Origin of the sequence: Bradyrhizobium sp. CCBAU 51627 (assembly GCF_028128765.1) — a bacterium.
In the GTDB taxonomy this organism is placed as follows: Bacteria; Pseudomonadota; Alphaproteobacteria; order Rhizobiales; family Xanthobacteraceae; genus Bradyrhizobium.
Window position 1 is genome coordinate 192,340 of the sequence record NZ_LBJG01000093.1, and the last position, 14,054, is coordinate 206,393.

The 14,054-nt window shown below is 64.0% G+C and carries 15 protein-coding genes; 2 read left to right on the forward strand and 13 right to left on the reverse strand.

Features of this window, described 5'->3' with window-relative positions; translation table 11 throughout:
* Positions 1-25 precede the first annotated feature (25 nt).
* The gene (locus XH88_RS38440) at positions 26-1,030 is read left to right on the forward strand and encodes an ATP-binding protein (protein WP_271673356.1); all 1,005 of its coding nucleotides are present in this window, start codon (positions 26-28) and stop codon (positions 1,028-1,030) included.
* A gap of 81 nt (positions 1,031-1,111) precedes the next feature.
* Here XH88_RS38440 and XH88_RS38445 read toward each other — a convergent pair whose 3' ends face one another.
* Entirely contained in the window at positions 1,112-2,479 is a 1,368-nt protein-coding gene (locus tag XH88_RS38445) for a LysM peptidoglycan-binding domain-containing M23 family metallopeptidase (protein WP_271673357.1), read from the reverse strand.
* Positions 2,480-2,588: 109 nt separating this feature from the next.
* Positions 2,589-3,239 carry a protein-L-isoaspartate(D-aspartate) O-methyltransferase gene (locus tag XH88_RS38450; RefSeq protein ID WP_271673358.1) on the reverse strand — a complete coding sequence of 217 codons (651 nt, stop codon included), beginning with the start codon at positions 3,237-3,239 and terminating at the stop codon, positions 2,589-2,591.
* A 237-nt stretch (positions 3,240-3,476) separates the two neighbouring features.
* On the opposite strand from XH88_RS38450, the gene XH88_RS38455 reads away from it, so the two are divergent.
* Positions 3,477-3,848, forward strand: coding sequence for a response regulator (locus XH88_RS38455; RefSeq protein ID WP_271673359.1), 372 nt, complete (start codon positions 3,477-3,479; stop codon positions 3,846-3,848).
* 3 nt (positions 3,849-3,851) lie between these two features.
* On the opposite strand, the gene surE is transcribed toward XH88_RS38455, so the two are convergent.
* The 11 genes from surE to argS all read right to left on the reverse strand — a co-directional run bounded on the left by surE (position 3,852) and on the right by argS (position 14,050).
* Positions 3,852-4,619 (reverse strand): 5'/3'-nucleotidase SurE, encoded by a 768-nt coding sequence (gene surE / locus XH88_RS38460; protein ID WP_271673360.1) that lies wholly within the window; start codon positions 4,617-4,619, stop codon positions 3,852-3,854.
* Between the two features lie 132 nt (positions 4,620-4,751).
* Positions 4,752-5,114: a hypothetical protein gene (locus tag XH88_RS38465; RefSeq protein WP_271673361.1), complete on the reverse strand. Its 363-nt coding sequence runs from the start codon at positions 5,112-5,114 to the stop codon at positions 4,752-4,754.
* Positions 5,115-5,206: 92 nt separating this feature from the next.
* Positions 5,207-6,538, reverse strand: coding sequence for a serine--tRNA ligase (serS, locus tag XH88_RS38470; protein WP_271673362.1), 1,332 nt, complete (start codon positions 6,536-6,538; stop codon positions 5,207-5,209).
* 197 nt (positions 6,539-6,735) lie between these two features.
* A complete protein-coding gene (gene tatC, locus XH88_RS38475; protein WP_271673363.1) occupies positions 6,736-7,548 on the reverse strand; it encodes a twin-arginine translocase subunit TatC in 813 nt (270 codons plus the stop codon).
* Positions 7,545-8,048 (reverse strand): Sec-independent protein translocase protein TatB, encoded by a 504-nt coding sequence (gene tatB / locus XH88_RS38480; RefSeq protein WP_271673364.1) that lies wholly within the window; start codon positions 8,046-8,048, stop codon positions 7,545-7,547. The genes tatC and tatB overlap by 4 nt, the downstream gene beginning before the upstream one ends.
* 87 nt (positions 8,049-8,135) lie before the next feature.
* Positions 8,136-8,369 carry a twin-arginine translocase TatA/TatE family subunit gene (locus XH88_RS38485; RefSeq protein ID WP_027529733.1) on the reverse strand — a complete coding sequence of 78 codons (234 nt, stop codon included), beginning with the start codon at positions 8,367-8,369 and terminating at the stop codon, positions 8,136-8,138.
* Positions 8,370-8,535: 166 nt separating this feature from the next.
* The gene (gene scpB / locus XH88_RS38490; protein ID WP_271673365.1) at positions 8,536-9,279 is read right to left on the reverse strand and encodes an SMC-Scp complex subunit ScpB; all 744 of its coding nucleotides are present in this window, start codon (positions 9,277-9,279) and stop codon (positions 8,536-8,538) included.
* Between the two features lie 21 nt (positions 9,280-9,300).
* On the reverse strand, positions 9,301-10,140 hold the full coding sequence (locus XH88_RS38495) for a segregation and condensation protein A (protein ID WP_271673465.1): 840 nt from the start codon (positions 10,138-10,140) through the stop codon (positions 9,301-9,303).
* A complete protein-coding gene (locus XH88_RS39380; RefSeq protein ID WP_442868522.1) occupies positions 10,137-10,574 on the reverse strand; it encodes a hypothetical protein in 438 nt (145 codons plus the stop codon). The genes XH88_RS38495 and XH88_RS39380 overlap by 4 nt, the downstream gene beginning before the upstream one ends.
* 45 nt (positions 10,575-10,619) lie before the next feature.
* Entirely contained in the window at positions 10,620-12,119 is a 1,500-nt protein-coding gene (locus tag XH88_RS38505; RefSeq protein ID WP_271673466.1) for an SPOR domain-containing protein, read from the reverse strand.
* A gap of 140 nt (positions 12,120-12,259) precedes the next feature.
* The gene (argS, locus tag XH88_RS38510; protein WP_271673366.1) at positions 12,260-14,050 is read right to left on the reverse strand and encodes an arginine--tRNA ligase; all 1,791 of its coding nucleotides are present in this window, start codon (positions 14,048-14,050) and stop codon (positions 12,260-12,262) included.
* Between the last annotated feature and the right edge of the window lie 4 nt (positions 14,051-14,054).

Consider the following 14,054-nt stretch of genomic DNA (forward strand, 5'->3'; position numbering starts at 1 on the left):
GGCTGCATTCTCAGGAACTTCGGACATGCCCAAAAACCTTAGCAAAAGCCCGGCCGGCAAAGGCCCCCGTACCCCTGCCTCGAAGCCCGCCCAGATCGCGGCAAAACGCCCCAAGCTCGTCCAAAAGGCGGCCTCAAAGCCCCCCCTCAAGGCGGTCCCTGACCTCTCCCAGGAGCGCATCGTCCGCGCGCTGGAGACCATTGCGGCGCACCTCGCAGCCAGGGGCAAACCGGCCGTCGAACGCGAGTCGTTCGAGCGGGCAGACGCTTACGTCTGGCATCCGGACGGCCGCCTGGCGGCGGTGCCAAGGGTGAGCCGCGTCGAGCTGTTCCTTCTGAAGGGCGTCGACCGGATGCGCGACATCTTGATGGAGAACACCGAGCGCTTTGCGAACGGCCTGCCCGCCAACAACGCCCTGCTCTGGGGCGCGCGCGGCATGGGCAAGTCCTCGCTGGTGAAGGCGGCACATGCCAGCATCAACGCCGACCGCAAACCCGCCGACAAGCTCAAGCTGATCGAGATCCACCGCGAGGATATCGAAAGCCTGCCGGCGCTGATGGAGCAACTGCGCGCCTCGTCCTTCCGCTTCATCGTGTTCTGCGACGACCTCTCCTTCGACGGCAATGATGCGTCCTACAAATCGCTCAAGGCCGTGCTCGAAGGCGGCATCGAGGGCCGGCCCGAGAACGTGATCCTCTATGCAACATCCAACCGCCGCCACCTGCTCGCGCGCGAGATGATCGAGAACGAACGTTCCACCGCGATCAATCCCGGCGAAGCCGTCGAGGAAAAGGTCTCGCTGTCGGATCGCTTCGGCCTCTGGCTTGGCTTCCACCGTTGCAGCCAGGACGAATACCTTGCCATGGTGCGCGGCTATTGCGGCCATTTCGGCATCAAGATCGACGATGAGGCGCTGGAGCGCGAGGCACTGGAATGGTCGACCACGCGCGGCTCGCGCTCGGGCCGTGTCGCCTGGCAGTTCGTGCAGGAGCTGGCGGGCCGGTTAGGTGTGAAGCTGACGGCGACGTAGCTAACTGTCTCGCCCCACCCACTACTGTCGTCGCCCGGCTTGACCGGGCGACGACACCGTCTTTGTAAAGGCCTATCGGCCTCACGCCCCATTCAGGAATTGAAGCGGGTCAACCGGGTTCGATCCCTTACGGATCTCGAAGTGGAGCTGCGGCGACGCCACCTCCCCGGATTGACCCGACTTGGCAATGACCTGACCGCGCTTGATGGTATCGCCGCGCTTCACCAACAGCTCACTCGCATGGGCATATGCGGTGACGTAGCCGTTGGAGTGCCGAACCAGGACCAGATTGCCGTAGTTTTTCAGCTCGTTGCCGGAATAGGCAACGACGCCATCATCAGCCGCCTTGATCGGCGTGCCTTCGGGCACCGCGACGTTGATGCCGTCATTGGTCTTGCCGTTGGTCTTGGTGCCGTAGCTCGTGATCACCTTGCCGCGCACCGGCCAACGGAAGGTCGGCAGCGAGCTGGTTGTCTCTGCCGGTTTCGCCGTCGTCTCTGCTGGCTTCTCTTCGATATTGGTGGTCGCCTGGGCGAGGCGCGCGCTCTGCGCAGGCCCGGCAACGGCAGCCACCTTGGTGGTGGGAACTGGAGTTGCCGCGACCGGTTGCAGCGCAGCCGCCACGGGGGCTGCCCCGACGGGCGCCGGAGCAAGCGGAGCCGCAACCGCCGCGGTCTTAGCGCCGGGCACGGTCAGCTTGGTGCCGAGCCTGAGCTTGGCCGACGGATCGAGACCATTGGCACGGGCGAGCTCAGCGGCCGAGATATGGTTCTTGCGAGCGATGCTGGCGAGCGTGTCGCCATGATTGACGAAGTGGAAGCTGGACGGTGCGGCGACCGCAGCGACCGCCTTTGGCGCCATCGCGGGAGCCGCAGCTACTGGAGCCGCCGCCCCCGGATGCGGGATGACCAGCTGCTGGCCCGGCGACAGCGCGCGCGGGCCCTTGTAGCCGTTGGCGGCCATGATCGCCTGCGGCGTGACGTGGTAGCGTTTGGCGAGCACGTCGAGCGTATCGCTGGTGCCGACGATGATCTTGGTCCCACCGACCGGTTGGGCGGCTGCGACCGAGCGCGGCGGCACAGTGCCGGTGGCCTCAAGGTGCGGCTGGGCCGGCGGTTTGTAGGAGCCGAGACCACGCCCGCCTCCCGAGACGCCCCCACTCGCAGCGACGGGATAGGATTGCGGCGCGGCAACCGCTGGCGGCGCCAAGGGCTGGGATTGGTAATAGCCGGGCTGGGTCTGTGGCCGCGCATATTGCGGCAGCTCACGCTGCGGAGGCGGAGCCTGCTGCACCGAACCGGTCGATTCAGAGAAGGGGTTGGAGAAGTTCGACTGGGACAGCCGCGACGACATGTCGGCACTGCACCCTGCGAAGCTGAAGGAAATCAGCGCCAGCACCGCGACCTGCGGTACGCGGCGCGAGTAAAGCAACTCGGCGACAACTGACATGGTTACTCACTCGTACGCAACAAAACTGGTGTTTTAAGTAAACACGCGCCGAGTAAATAACGGCTTAACCCTCCCAATAAGATGTTGGATGCGCAACCAATCCGGAATTCTACAGCTCCCGCGCCACTCCGGGCAGCGCCGGCACGAAGCGGACCTCGACAAGTTCCTTGCGTTCGATGCCGGCTTCGGTCCGGCTGAGGCGGGTCAGCGTCTGCACGCCCTGATGCGGGCCGACAGGCGCGATCAGGATGCCGCCGATTTCCAGCCGCTCGATCAGGTTCTCAGGAATCTGCTCTACCGCGGCGGTCACAATGATGCGGTCGAACGAGCCGATATTCGGCGGTAAATTGAGGCCGTCGCCGAGCATTACCTCGACATTGTGACAATCCAGCTTTTCAAGCCTGGCGCGTGCGTCATCAGCCAGCTTGCGGTACCGCTCGACCGTCAGCACCTGCCCCGCGAGCCGCGACAGCACGGCGGCCTGATAGCCGGAGCCAGTCCCGATCTCGAGCACACGGTGCTGCTTCTGGAGCTGGAGCTGCTCGGTCATGTAAGCGACGACGAAGGGCTGACTGATGGTCTGCCCGCAGGCAATCGGCAGGGCGCTGTCGCGATAGGCGCCGTCGCGATCGGAGGCCTCGACGAACAGCTCGCGTGGCACCTCCTCCATGGTCCGCAACACGGTCTGGTCGCTGATGCCACGACGCCTCAGCGTGAGCTGAAACATCATCTTTTCGGGCGGTGGCTGGTTGGAGATCATCGCTGCTTACGTTGTCTCGTCCGGGGAGGAGCGACGGCTTCAGCGCCAATGCCCAACCCGGAATCTTGTTCCTGTTCAGGAACCCATGATAACCTCTTGGCTCGGCATTTGACCACAAATCGGCTTGCGGCGGAGCAGCCACTGAAGCCTTTTCAAGCGTCAGCTGGGCGAAACGCGCATTGCTTCGATTCGTGTTATCTGCGAACCTTTTTCGGAATGGGCAAGGACTCAACGACAATGACCGCGACAGGGCTCTCCGGCCGCTCTGTATTCCTCGTCGAGGACGAGGTGATGATCCGAATGATGGTTGCGGATATGCTGGAAGAGCTTGGTTACAAGGTCGCGGCCGAAGCGGGAGACATCACCGAGGCAATGCGGCTCGCCCAGGCCACCGAGTTCGACATCGCCATTCTCGACGTCAACGTCAATGGCAAGGTCATCTCCCCGGTCGCCGACGTCATCCAGGCCAAGGGCTGCCCCTTTATCTTCGCGACCGGCTACGGCTCGTCGGGCCTGCCCGAGCAATATCGTGACCGGCCCGCCCTTCAGAAGCCGTTTCAGCTCGACGCACTCGGCAAGACCATCGAAGCCGCGCTTCGCAGCGAGTAGCTTCTACTTCAGCATCGCGCTCAGCTCTTCGGAAAACGCTTCATTGGTGCGGTCGAGCCGGAGCGGCGTGACCGAAACGTAGCGCTCGCGCAGCGCTGCGAGATCGGTGCCGTCCGCCGGCGTATCCATCATCGCCGCGCGCTCGAAGCCGATCCAGAAATAAGGATTGTTGCGCCCGTCCCTGCGTTCGTCGATCCGCAAGAAGCCGAGATTGCGCTTGCCCTGCCGCGTCACGCGAATGCCGAGCACGTCCTCCGGCATGCAGGACGGGAAATTGACGTTGATGACGGTGTCCTTCGGGACGCCGGCCTTGATCACCTTGCGCAAGATGTCGGGGCCGAACTTGCGCGCAGTGTCCCACGGCGGCCGCTCGCGGGTCTCGACGCTGAATTCCTGCGACAGCGCGAATGACGGGATGCCCAGAATGGTGCCTTCGAGCGCGCCGGCGATGGTGCCGGAATAGACCACGTCCTCGGCGACGTTGCGGCCCTTGTTGACGCCGGAGAGCACGACATCCGGAAGCTTGGCACCGAGGATATGGCGCGCGCCCATGATCACGCAGTCGGTCGGCGTGCCGCGCACCGCGAAGTGCCGTGGCCCGACTTCGCGCAGACGCAGTGGATCGTTCAACGACAGCGAATGAGACACGCCGGACTGATCGAGCTCGGGCGCCACCACCCACACATCGTCGGACAGCGCCCGTGCGATCTCCTCCACGACCTTGAGGCCGGGGGCGTGGATGCCGTCGTCATTGGTGCAGAGAATGCGCATGCCGGTGGTCAATTCCTGAAGTGAGGTCAGGCCGTCTTATCCGGCTGGCACCGATCAGGCAAACCGGCTTCGACGCAGATCTCACCCGCGATCCTCGTTCATGCCGCAACGCAACAATTCATCCCACTCGATTTACCGGCGGACGCGCCATTGCGGCAGGAATCGCGCGAGCCGCCCCTCCGTACGCAGCTTCATCGCCGGCCCGACCGGGCTGACGGCGGGTGCGTCGATCACTCCAGGCGCCTCCAGATGCGCAACGATCGGGTCCAGCGCGGACGCTTGTGGAAAGCGTTCGCGTGCAACCGCCAGCGCCTTGTCGAAATCCGCGGCATTCACACCCGGCTTGGCCCGCCGACTCTGCATGAGATCGTCGTCCCAGAGTCGGGAGGCCTCGATGTCCAGCACGCCACGCAGGCGCTGATCCACGGCCTGAATGCCGGCACCCGTCACCGCCCATTGTCTGCCGATCCAGAAGATGTCGCGGTGCAGGGCCATGAACGTGGGTCAGCGTTATCGGAGGTCGGCAGGATAGTCAGCCATCCGATCTTCGCAACCAAACGTTTTGACGTTCAGGCCGGCTACCCGCCCTACTCGCGGGCAATCACCTTCAACCCGCCCATATAGGGCTGAAGCACCGTCGGGACGGCGATCGAACCATTCTCCTGCTGATAGGTCTCCATCACGGCGATCAGCGCGCGGCCGACCGCCGTACCGGAACCGTTCAGCGTGTGCACGAAACGTGGCTTGCCGTCCGGGCCGCGCGAGCGCGCATCCATGCGCCGCGCCTGGAAGTCGCCGCAGACCGAGCAGCTCGAGATCTCGCGGAACATGCCATCGTCGCCCTGTCCAGGCATCCACACCTCGATGTCATAGGTTTTTTGCGACGAGAAACCCATGTCTCCTGCACAGAGCGTCATCACGCGATAATGCAGGTCGAGCTTTTGCAGCACCTGCTCGGCGCAGGACAGCATCCGCTCCAGTTCGTCCTTGCTCGCTTCCGGCGTCGTGATCGAGACCAGCTCGACCTTGGTGAACTGGTGCTGGCGGATCATGCCGCGGGTATCGCGTCCGGCCGCGCCCGCCTCGGCGCGGAAGCACGGCGTCAGTGCGGTCAACCGCATCGGCAGCTGCTTCTCGTCGAGGATGGATTCGCGCGCGAGGTTGGTGAGCGACACCTCAGCCGTCGGGATCAGGCCGAGGCGCTCGGTCTTCAGACGCTCATGATCCGGCTCGGCCAGCAGCTCGCCCTTGATCGCCCAGAACTGATCGTCCTCGAATTTCGGCAACTGCCCGGTGCCGAACATCACCTCGTTGCGCACGAGCAGCGGTGGGTTGATCTCGGTGTAGCCATGCTCGGTGGTGTGCAGATCGAGCATGAATTGGCCGATCGCGCGTTCGAGACGAGCGAGCCCCTTCTTCAGAACGACAAAGCGCGCACCGGAGAGCTTCGCCGCTGCCTCGAAATCCATGTAGCCGAGCGCCGTGCCGAGATCGTCGTGCAGCTTTGGCGCGAAGCCGTAATTGCGCCTGGCACCGAACACGTGGTGCTGGACATTGCCGTGCTCGTCGACACCATCGGGCACTTCATCGAACGGAATGTTCGGGATCGCGGACAGCTCTTTGGTGAGCTCCTCGTCGGCCGCTTTTGCAGCGGCCTCGAGCTCCGGCATCGTGGTCTTGAGCTCTGCGACCTCGGCCATCAGCTTGGCCGCGCGCGCCTCGTCCTTGGCCTTCTTGGCGTCGCCGATTTCCTTGGACGCCGCGTTGCGCCGTGCCTGCGCCTGCTCGGACGCCAGAATCGCCGCCCGCCGCTTCTCATCGATCGCGAGCAGCGAGGCCGACAACGGCTTCAGGCCCCGCCTGGCAAGGCCGGCGTCGAAGGCTTGCGGATTGTCGCGGATCGATTTGATGTCGTGCATGGCGGAGGTCCTGGATCAGCGCGTGAACATACAGCGACGATTGCTGTAGGTTTACATCAGCGCGTCTCCTAGCACGGCTGTCATCGTCCGCGAAGGCGGATGATCCAGTATTCCAGAGACGGGCGTGATTGTTCGAGGGGCCGCGGCGTACTGGATTCCCCGCCTGCGCGAGGAATGACAGTGGAGGTCGGAGCGCCCTACTCCGCCGGATTGGCCGGCGTCGACACGTCTGTGCCGCTCGCCTGCGACGAAGCCGCCGCCTTCTTCTCCACCATCGTCACCGCGATGATCGAACCCTCGTAGAGCGCAAGCAGGGGAATCGCGAGCGAGCACTGGCTAAGGATATCAGGCGGCGTCAGGACGGCTGCGATAATGAACGCGAGCACGATGAAATAGCGGCGCTTCTCGCGCAGCATCTTCGAGGTGATGATGCCGACCCGCCCCAGCAGCGTCAGGATCACCGGAAGCTGGAAGGCGATGCCGAAGGCAAAAATCAGCGACATCATCAGCGACAGATATTCGCCGACCTTGGGCAGGAGCTGGATCTGCGCGGTCTCGTCGCCGCCCATCTGCTGCATGCCAAGCGAGAAGCGCACCAGCATCGGCAGCACGACAAAGTAGACCAGCATCGCACCGAGCACGAAGAAGAACGGGGTCGCGATCAGATACGGCAGGAACGCCTGCTTCTCATGCTTGTAGAGGCCCGGCGCGACGAACTTGTAGATCTGCGTCGCGACAATTGGGAATGAGATGAAGCCGGCACCGAACAGTGCGAGCTTCAACTGCGTGATGAAATATTCCAGCAGCGCCGTGTAGATGAATTTCGAGTTCTCAGCGCCCGCGACCCACACGAACGGCCAGACCAGCACGTTGTAGATCTGCTTGGCGAAGAAGAAACAAAAGATGAAGGCCACGCCGAAGCCGAGCAGCGCCTTGATCAGCCGCGAGCGCAGCTCGATCAGATGGTCCATCAGCGGGGCTTTGCTGGCCTCGATATCGGCGTCGCTCATGACGCTTTGGCGTCCTTGATCGCATCGGATGGCGCAGTGTCCTGCGCCACCGGTGTGTGCTCGACCTCACGAGTGATGGCGAGCGGCTCGTTCACAGCGGAATGTGCTTCCGCTTCCACGAAGGTTTCAGCTGTTGGGGCTTCAGGCGTGGTCGGAGTTGCTGACGGTTCGACAGCAGTCGTCGTGGGCGTCTCTGCCGGCTTGTCGAGCGCATCGATGCGTAGCGCGTCGCTGACATCCTTCTGCAGCGAGGTCATCAGACCGCCGCCGGTGAAACCGGAGGCGGCTTCCTTGACCTCGTCAAAGCTCTTCTTGAGGTCGGCCATCTCGGCCTCGCGCATCGCTTCCTGGAACTGGCCCTGGAATTCGGCGGCCATCTTGCGGGCCTTGCCCATCCATTGCCCGACCATGCGCAGCACGCCCGGCAGCTCTTTCGGGCCAATGGCGACCAGCGCCACGACCCCGATCAAAACCAGCTCACTCCATCCGATGTCGAACATGACGTCTTCCGTTCACGCGAAGCCACCATCGGCCCAACCCTCACGCGCAGGATCGGGTCGGCTTCCGGCGTTTCGCGTGCTCCTGGCTCAGACGGCCTTACTGCCGACGTCGGATCGCGCAGCAGTCGGCGCCGCATTATGCTCGATGGACTTCGAGGGCTCCTGCTTCTCGGCAGGCTTGTCGTCGTCCTGCATGCCCTTCTTGAAGGCCTTGATGCCCTGAGCCACGTCGCCCATCAGATCCGAAATCTTGCCGCGGCCGAACAGCAGCAGGACCACTGCGATCACCAAGATCCAGTGCCAAATGCTAAGTGAACCCATCCTGCAACCCTCCAAACGCGCATGGCCGAGACCCGGCCGATCTTGACCGGAACGTAGGCTTGGCAGGCCTCAAAAACAAGGACCAAGGCAGCGCCAATTCGCTGTTGGCGCTACGTAATCTTCCTAGTGTTAACCGGTCGCAGGGGACCCGTAGAAGGCCGAAGGATCACTCCTCGCTTCCACCCTCATCGCTGCCCTCCGGCGGCGTCTCGGGCTCGACCGCAGGCGCGAGCGCCAGGTCGAGCTCCTCGCCGGGTTCCAAGGGATCCTCGTCCTCACGGAGCGCCGGGTCATCCGAGGGAGTCGGTACGCTGAAACCGGTCGGCAGGCGCGAATCGAGAAGGCCAGTGCCCTTCAGCTCCTCCAGCCCCGGCAGATCGCCAAGCTGCTCCAGGGTGAATTGCGACAGGAACTCCTCGGTGGTCCCGAAAGTCAATGGACGGCCGGGCGTCTTGCGGCGGCCCCGCGGCTTGATCCAACCGGTCTCCAGGAGCACGTCGAGCGTGCCCTTCGACGTCACGACGCCGCGGATCTCTTCGATCTCGGCGCGCGTCACCGGCTGGTGATAGGCGATGATCGCCAACACCTCGATCGCCGCGCGCGACAGGCGCCGGGTCTCGTGGCTCTCACGCGTCATCAGCCAGGAGAGATCGCCGGCGGTGCGGAACGTCCATTTGTTGGCGACCCGCACGAGGTTGACGCCGCGCGCGGCATAGTCGGCCTGGAGCTGCTCGAGCGCAGCCTTTACGTCCACCCCCTCGGGCATGCGCTTGGCCAGCGTCGCGGTGTCCAGCGGTTCGCTCGAGGCGAACAGCAGCGCTTCCAGCAGCCGCAATTCTTCGGGACGTGCCTGGGATTCGTTCTCCATCGGCTCGGCCTCTTCTATCCGCACTTCAGCCAGGCTTGCCATGGCAGATTCTCCTTCTTGCACTTAACCGACCGGCACATCGGGCGCAGGAGCTGCGTCCACGACCGGTTTCCCGCGCCCTTTGCGGAAATAAATGGGCGCAAACGCCTCTTTCTGGTTCAGCTCGAGCTGACCTTCACGCACGAGCTCGAGCGCAGCGGCGAAGCTCGAGGCGAACACCGTCGCGCGCTGCGTCGGATCGGCGACGTGACGGATCAGGAAATCGTCGAGCACGCCCCAATCGTCCTGTTCTGTGATGCTGCCGACCAGCCGTTCCAGCGTGGCGCGCGCCTCGGCGAGCGACCACACCGTGCGCTTCGCCAGATGCACGCTCGCCAGCACGCGCGACTGGCGCTGCGAAGCATAGGCCGTCAGCAAATCGTACAGCGTCGCGGTGTATTTCGGATGCTTGATCTCGGCGATCTGCTCGGGCTCGCCGCGCGGGAAAATGTCGCGCAGCAATTGCTGCCGGTTCATCAGGCGGTTGGCGGCTTCGCGAATGGCTTCGAGACGGCGCAGACGGTTGGCGAGCGCGGTCGCCATTTCCTCGGCGCTCGGCCCCTCCGCACTCGGCGGTTCCGGCAGCAGCAGGCGGGACTTCAGGAACGCGAGCCAGGCCGCCATCACGAGATAATCGGCAGCAAGCTCCAGGCGGATCTTTCGCGCAGCTTCGATGAAGTGGAGATACTGATCGGCCAGCGCCAGAATCGAGATCTTGGCGAGGTCGACCTTCTGCTGCCGCGCCAACGCGAGCAGCAGGTCGAGCGGGCCCTCATAGCCCTCGACGTCGACCACCAACGCCGGCTCGCCCTCGGCGAGCTCTGCAGGCCGCCCGGTCTCAAACGATAAAATTTCTGCAGTCATGCGGATGCCGTTGTTGCGGTCAATGCGTCCCATTGCGCATTGTCGTTGCTGTGACGCGGCGCGCCGGCCGCGAGCACGGCGCGATATGGTCCGCCAATGCGTCCTGCCAGCCCCTTCATCGGCACGTCATTACTCATTAACAAACCCTGGAACCCGATCGCGCTGCGAATCACCTGAGCAACCATTGTCGCAGATGTCGTCACCGGATGGACCGGGTCGGCGGCGCCATCCACGGGAATGCTGAGACCGGAGGAGTTGGCCGCAACCAGCTGTCGCGCAGCCAATTCCCCAGCAGGGACCATAACTTGGATCGGAATCTCGAAGCTAGGCCTGAAGGAAATGACGTCGCATCGGCATGCGGCACGGGCAAACGCCCGCCCAGCTGCGGTCAGTCCCGTTCCGGATACGCCGGTATTGAAAGCCCGCGTGCTCATAGGGCCGATTAACCCTGCCCCAGGAGGGGGTCAAGGAAACGGCCGCTAATTCCTCTGGACGAAGCAGGCGGACAAGCCGGCGGACTTCAGGTGGCTGCAAGCCTGCGTCGCTTCCTCGACCGAACCATAGGGACCAGCGAAGGCGCGATAGACGATGCCCTTGCCCTTATCGGTCAGGTCGACCCGCTTGATCACGGGTGAACGCGAACCAAGCACGCTGCCATACTTGCTCTGCAGCACCCTGTACGATGCGGCGGCGCTCTCCTCGCTCTGCTGCGAGGAGACCTGCACGACGTAGCCGCCACCGCTTGCCGGCGCAATCTGCGTTGGATTGGTCGCGGCCATGCGCTGCGGGGGCTCGGCCGGGGCGGCCTGCGGCGCCAGCGAGAGGGGCTGGTTGACACTGGCATTGGCCGAGGTCGGCGGCGTACGCGGCGCGGCGACAGGCTTGGGTGGCGCGGCCGGCTTGGCGGACGACGGCGCAGTACTGTCGGTTTGATCACCCTTCACAACCACGACCTTGACCGAGCGCGGCGCAGCGTTCGGCATCGTGCCGTTGCTCGGAACAGGACCGGCGCTCGGCGGCGGAACAGTGGACGGCGAAACGCTCGCAACCGGCGGCGGGTTGGCATTCTGGTTGAGCGGCGGGAAAATCACGCGGGGACCGGCCGCCTTCGCGTTAACGTCGACGGGGGCCTCCTCGCGCGGCACGATCTTTTCGCTACCGTCGCCGCTTACCATGCGGTCCGGAACCTTGGCCGAGGAGTCGGACGGTGCCGGCACGATCTTCGTCGGCGTGTTGTCGGCCTTGATGATCGGCGGCTCGCCGCTGCGGGGCGCGCCGATATAGGTTTTGTAGGCGAAGGCCGCGCCAGTTCCGACCACGGCGAGCGCGAGGATCGCCGCAACCGTCATCATGCCGCCGCGCGACTTCCTGGGCTCGTCGAGATCGGCCTCGGGATAATCGCTCTGGAACGCATAAGGATCATCCGGATAGGCCGGCTCGCGCTGAAAATCCTGCTCGCCCGCCTCGAGCCGCCCGTAGAGCGCATCATCATAGCGCGCCGGATCGGGCTGCTCGTATGGCGCCTCGTAGGCCTGCTCCTGATGATATGCTTGATCCCGGTAAGCCTGATCCTGATAGGCCTGCGGCTGATGATACTGCGGCTCGGGCGCAGCCGGCGGGGTGGAGTAACGATGCAACGGATGAACCGGATTCACCGTGACGGGATAGTCAGGCTCGGGCGCCGGCTGCGGCTGCACGTTGGCGCGCCGCATCCATGAGGGCGGCCCCGGCTGAGGCGGCGGCGCGGGCTCGGGGTAATCCTGCTGATAGTCGTCATGCGGATAATCGTCGTCCTGATGGGCCTGAGCGGCCGCGGCTGCCGGCCGCGCGCCCGGACGGCCCTGCGCCGCGAATGGATCGGTCTGCCCGATCAGGCGGGCGAGCTCGGCCAAGGGATCGTTTTCCGCCTTCCCATGCTGATCGCCGCCGTGACCATAGTCATCGGAGGGAAACGGTCTGTCGTGATATCGATCGGCCATCGTGATGATGCGTCCCTTCGGGAAAGCCGCGCGCCCCTCGACCAAGGCGCGGCTTTCGACCCACAAGGCTTTGAACCAAGTCTAAGCGACCCGGCTTCTGCCGGTACCCCCAACATTCCCCTTAAGTAGTTCGCCCCAAACTACCGCATCTCGTCCGGAGCATGGACGCCGAGGATGGCGAGGCCCGATGCCAGGACAGAGACGACGCCCTGGACCATGGCCAGCCGCGCCTTTGTAAGATCTGCATCATTATTGATAATGAAGCGTAAATAGGGCAAATCGCGCCCTTTCGTCCAAAGTGCGTGAAATTCACTCGCTAAGTCATAGAGATAAAAGGCAATACGGTGCGGCTCATGGGCCGCAGCGGCAGCTTCCAGCATCCTCGGATAAATTGCGAGGCGCTTAAGAAGATCGAGTTCGACGGGGTCCGACAGCCGTTCCACCGCCGACTCACTGAGCCAGGCGATCCGCTTCTCGGCATCCTCGGGCAGGTCCGGGAACAACTCAGCCCGGGCATTGCGGAAAATCGAGTGGCCGCGGGCATGGCCGTACTGGACGTAGAACACCGGGTTGTCGCGCGATTGTTCCATGACCTTGGCGAGGTCGAAGTCCAGCACCGCGTCGTTCTTGCGGTAGAGCATCATGAAGCGGACGGCGTCCTGGCCGACTTCATCCACCACCTCACGCAGCGTGACGAAGTCCCCGCTCCGCTTGGACATTTTCACCGGCTCGCCGTTGCGCAAGAGCTTCACGAGCTGGACGATCTTGACGTCGAGCGATCCCTTGCCCGACGTCGTCGCCTTCACCGCCGCCTGCATGCGCTTGATGTAGCCGCCATGATCGGCGCCCCAGACGTCGATCATCTCCGCAAAACCGCGGTCGAACTTGTTCTTGTGGTAGGCGATGTCGGAAGCGAAGTAGGTGTAGGAATTGTCCGACTTGATCAGCGGGCGATCGACGTCGTCGCCATAGGCAGTCGCCTTGAACAGCAGCTGCTCGCGGTCTTCCCAGTCCTCGACCGGCGCGCCCTTTGGTGGCGGGAGGCGGCCTTCGTAGATGTCGCCCTTGGCCTTCAGGAAATCGATGGTCTCGGCAACCTTGTTGTTGCCGCCCTCGATCAGGGAGCGCTCAGAGAAGAACACATCGTGATGAATATTGAGGGCGGCGAGATCGTTCTTGATCTCATCCATCATCATCGCGATCGCCTTGGCGCGGACGACGGGAAGCCACTCGGCCTCACTCTTCGCGCGCAACTTGTCGCCATGCTCCTTCGCAAGCACCTGCCCCACCGGCTTCAGATAGTCGCCGGGATAGAGACCTTCCGGGATCGCACCGATGTCCTCGCCAAGCGCCTCGCGGTACCTGAGGAACGCGGAGCGTGCGAGCACGTCGACCTGGGCGCCGGCGTCATTGATGTAATATTCGCGGGTGACGTCATGGCCGCCGAACTGGAGCAGGCTCGCCAGCGCGTCGCCGAACACGGCGCCGCGGCAATGACCGACATGCATCGGTCCCGTCGGATTGGCCGAGACGTATTCGACATTGACCTTGGAGCCGCCGCGCACGCGACCATAGTCAGCCCCCTCGCGCAGCACCGTCCGGAGCGCCTCGGCCCAGGCGGCGGGCTTCAGGGTGAGGTTGATGAAGCCGGGACCGGCAACATCGACCTTCGCGATCAGCGCATCAGCACGGAGCTTCTCGGCGATCTGCCCGGCGAGGTCACGGGGCTTTGTTTTTGCCTCTTTCGCCAGCACCATGGCGGCGTTGGTCGCCATGTCGCCATGGGAGGCGTCGCGCGGCGGCTCGACCACCACGCGTGAGAAATCGACGTCCTCGGGCCAGTTGGCTTCCGCCGCGAGCGCGCGGCAGGCGGCGTGCACGCGTGCGAGCACGTCGGCGAACAGATGCAGTGCTGAGGATGTCTCGGGCATGGCC

Excerpts from the sequence above, each read along its gene's own strand:
- XH88_RS38440 (WP_271673356.1), top strand. The coding sequence starts at position 26 with ATGCCCAAAAACCTTAGCAAAAGCCCGGCCGGCAAAGGCCCCCGTACC.
- XH88_RS38445 (WP_271673357.1), bottom strand. The coding sequence starts at position 2,479 with ATGTCAGTTGTCGCCGAGTTGCTTTACTCGCGCCGCGTACCGCAGGTC.
- XH88_RS38450 (WP_271673358.1), bottom strand. The coding sequence starts at position 3,239 with ATGATCTCCAACCAGCCACCGCCCGAAAAGATGATGTTTCAGCTCACG.
- XH88_RS38455 (WP_271673359.1), top strand. The coding sequence starts at position 3,477 with ATGACCGCGACAGGGCTCTCCGGCCGCTCTGTATTCCTCGTCGAGGAC.
- surE (WP_271673360.1), bottom strand. The coding sequence starts at position 4,619 with ATGCGCATTCTCTGCACCAATGACGACGGCATCCACGCCCCCGGCCTC.
- XH88_RS38465 (WP_271673361.1), bottom strand. The coding sequence starts at position 5,114 with ATGGCCCTGCACCGCGACATCTTCTGGATCGGCAGACAATGGGCGGTG.
- serS (WP_271673362.1), bottom strand. The coding sequence starts at position 6,538 with ATGCACGACATCAAATCGATCCGCGACAATCCGCAAGCCTTCGACGCC.
- tatC (WP_271673363.1), bottom strand. The coding sequence starts at position 7,548 with ATGAGCGACGCCGATATCGAGGCCAGCAAAGCCCCGCTGATGGACCAT.
- tatB (WP_271673364.1), bottom strand. The coding sequence starts at position 8,048 with ATGTTCGACATCGGATGGAGTGAGCTGGTTTTGATCGGGGTCGTGGCG.
- XH88_RS38485 (WP_027529733.1), bottom strand. The coding sequence starts at position 8,369 with ATGGGTTCACTTAGCATTTGGCACTGGATCTTGGTGATCGCAGTGGTC.
- scpB (WP_271673365.1), bottom strand. The coding sequence starts at position 9,279 with ATGGCAAGCCTGGCTGAAGTGCGGATAGAAGAGGCCGAGCCGATGGAG.
- XH88_RS38495 (WP_271673465.1), bottom strand. The coding sequence starts at position 10,140 with ATGACTGCAGAAATTTTATCGTTTGAGACCGGGCGGCCTGCAGAGCTC.
- XH88_RS39380 (WP_442868522.1), bottom strand. The coding sequence starts at position 10,574 with ATGAGCACGCGGGCTTTCAATACCGGCGTATCCGGAACGGGACTGACC.
- XH88_RS38505 (WP_271673466.1), bottom strand. The coding sequence starts at position 12,119 with ATGGCCGATCGATATCACGACAGACCGTTTCCCTCCGATGACTATGGT.
- argS (WP_271673366.1), bottom strand. The coding sequence starts at position 14,050 with ATGCCCGAGACATCCTCAGCACTGCATCTGTTCGCCGACGTGCTCGCA.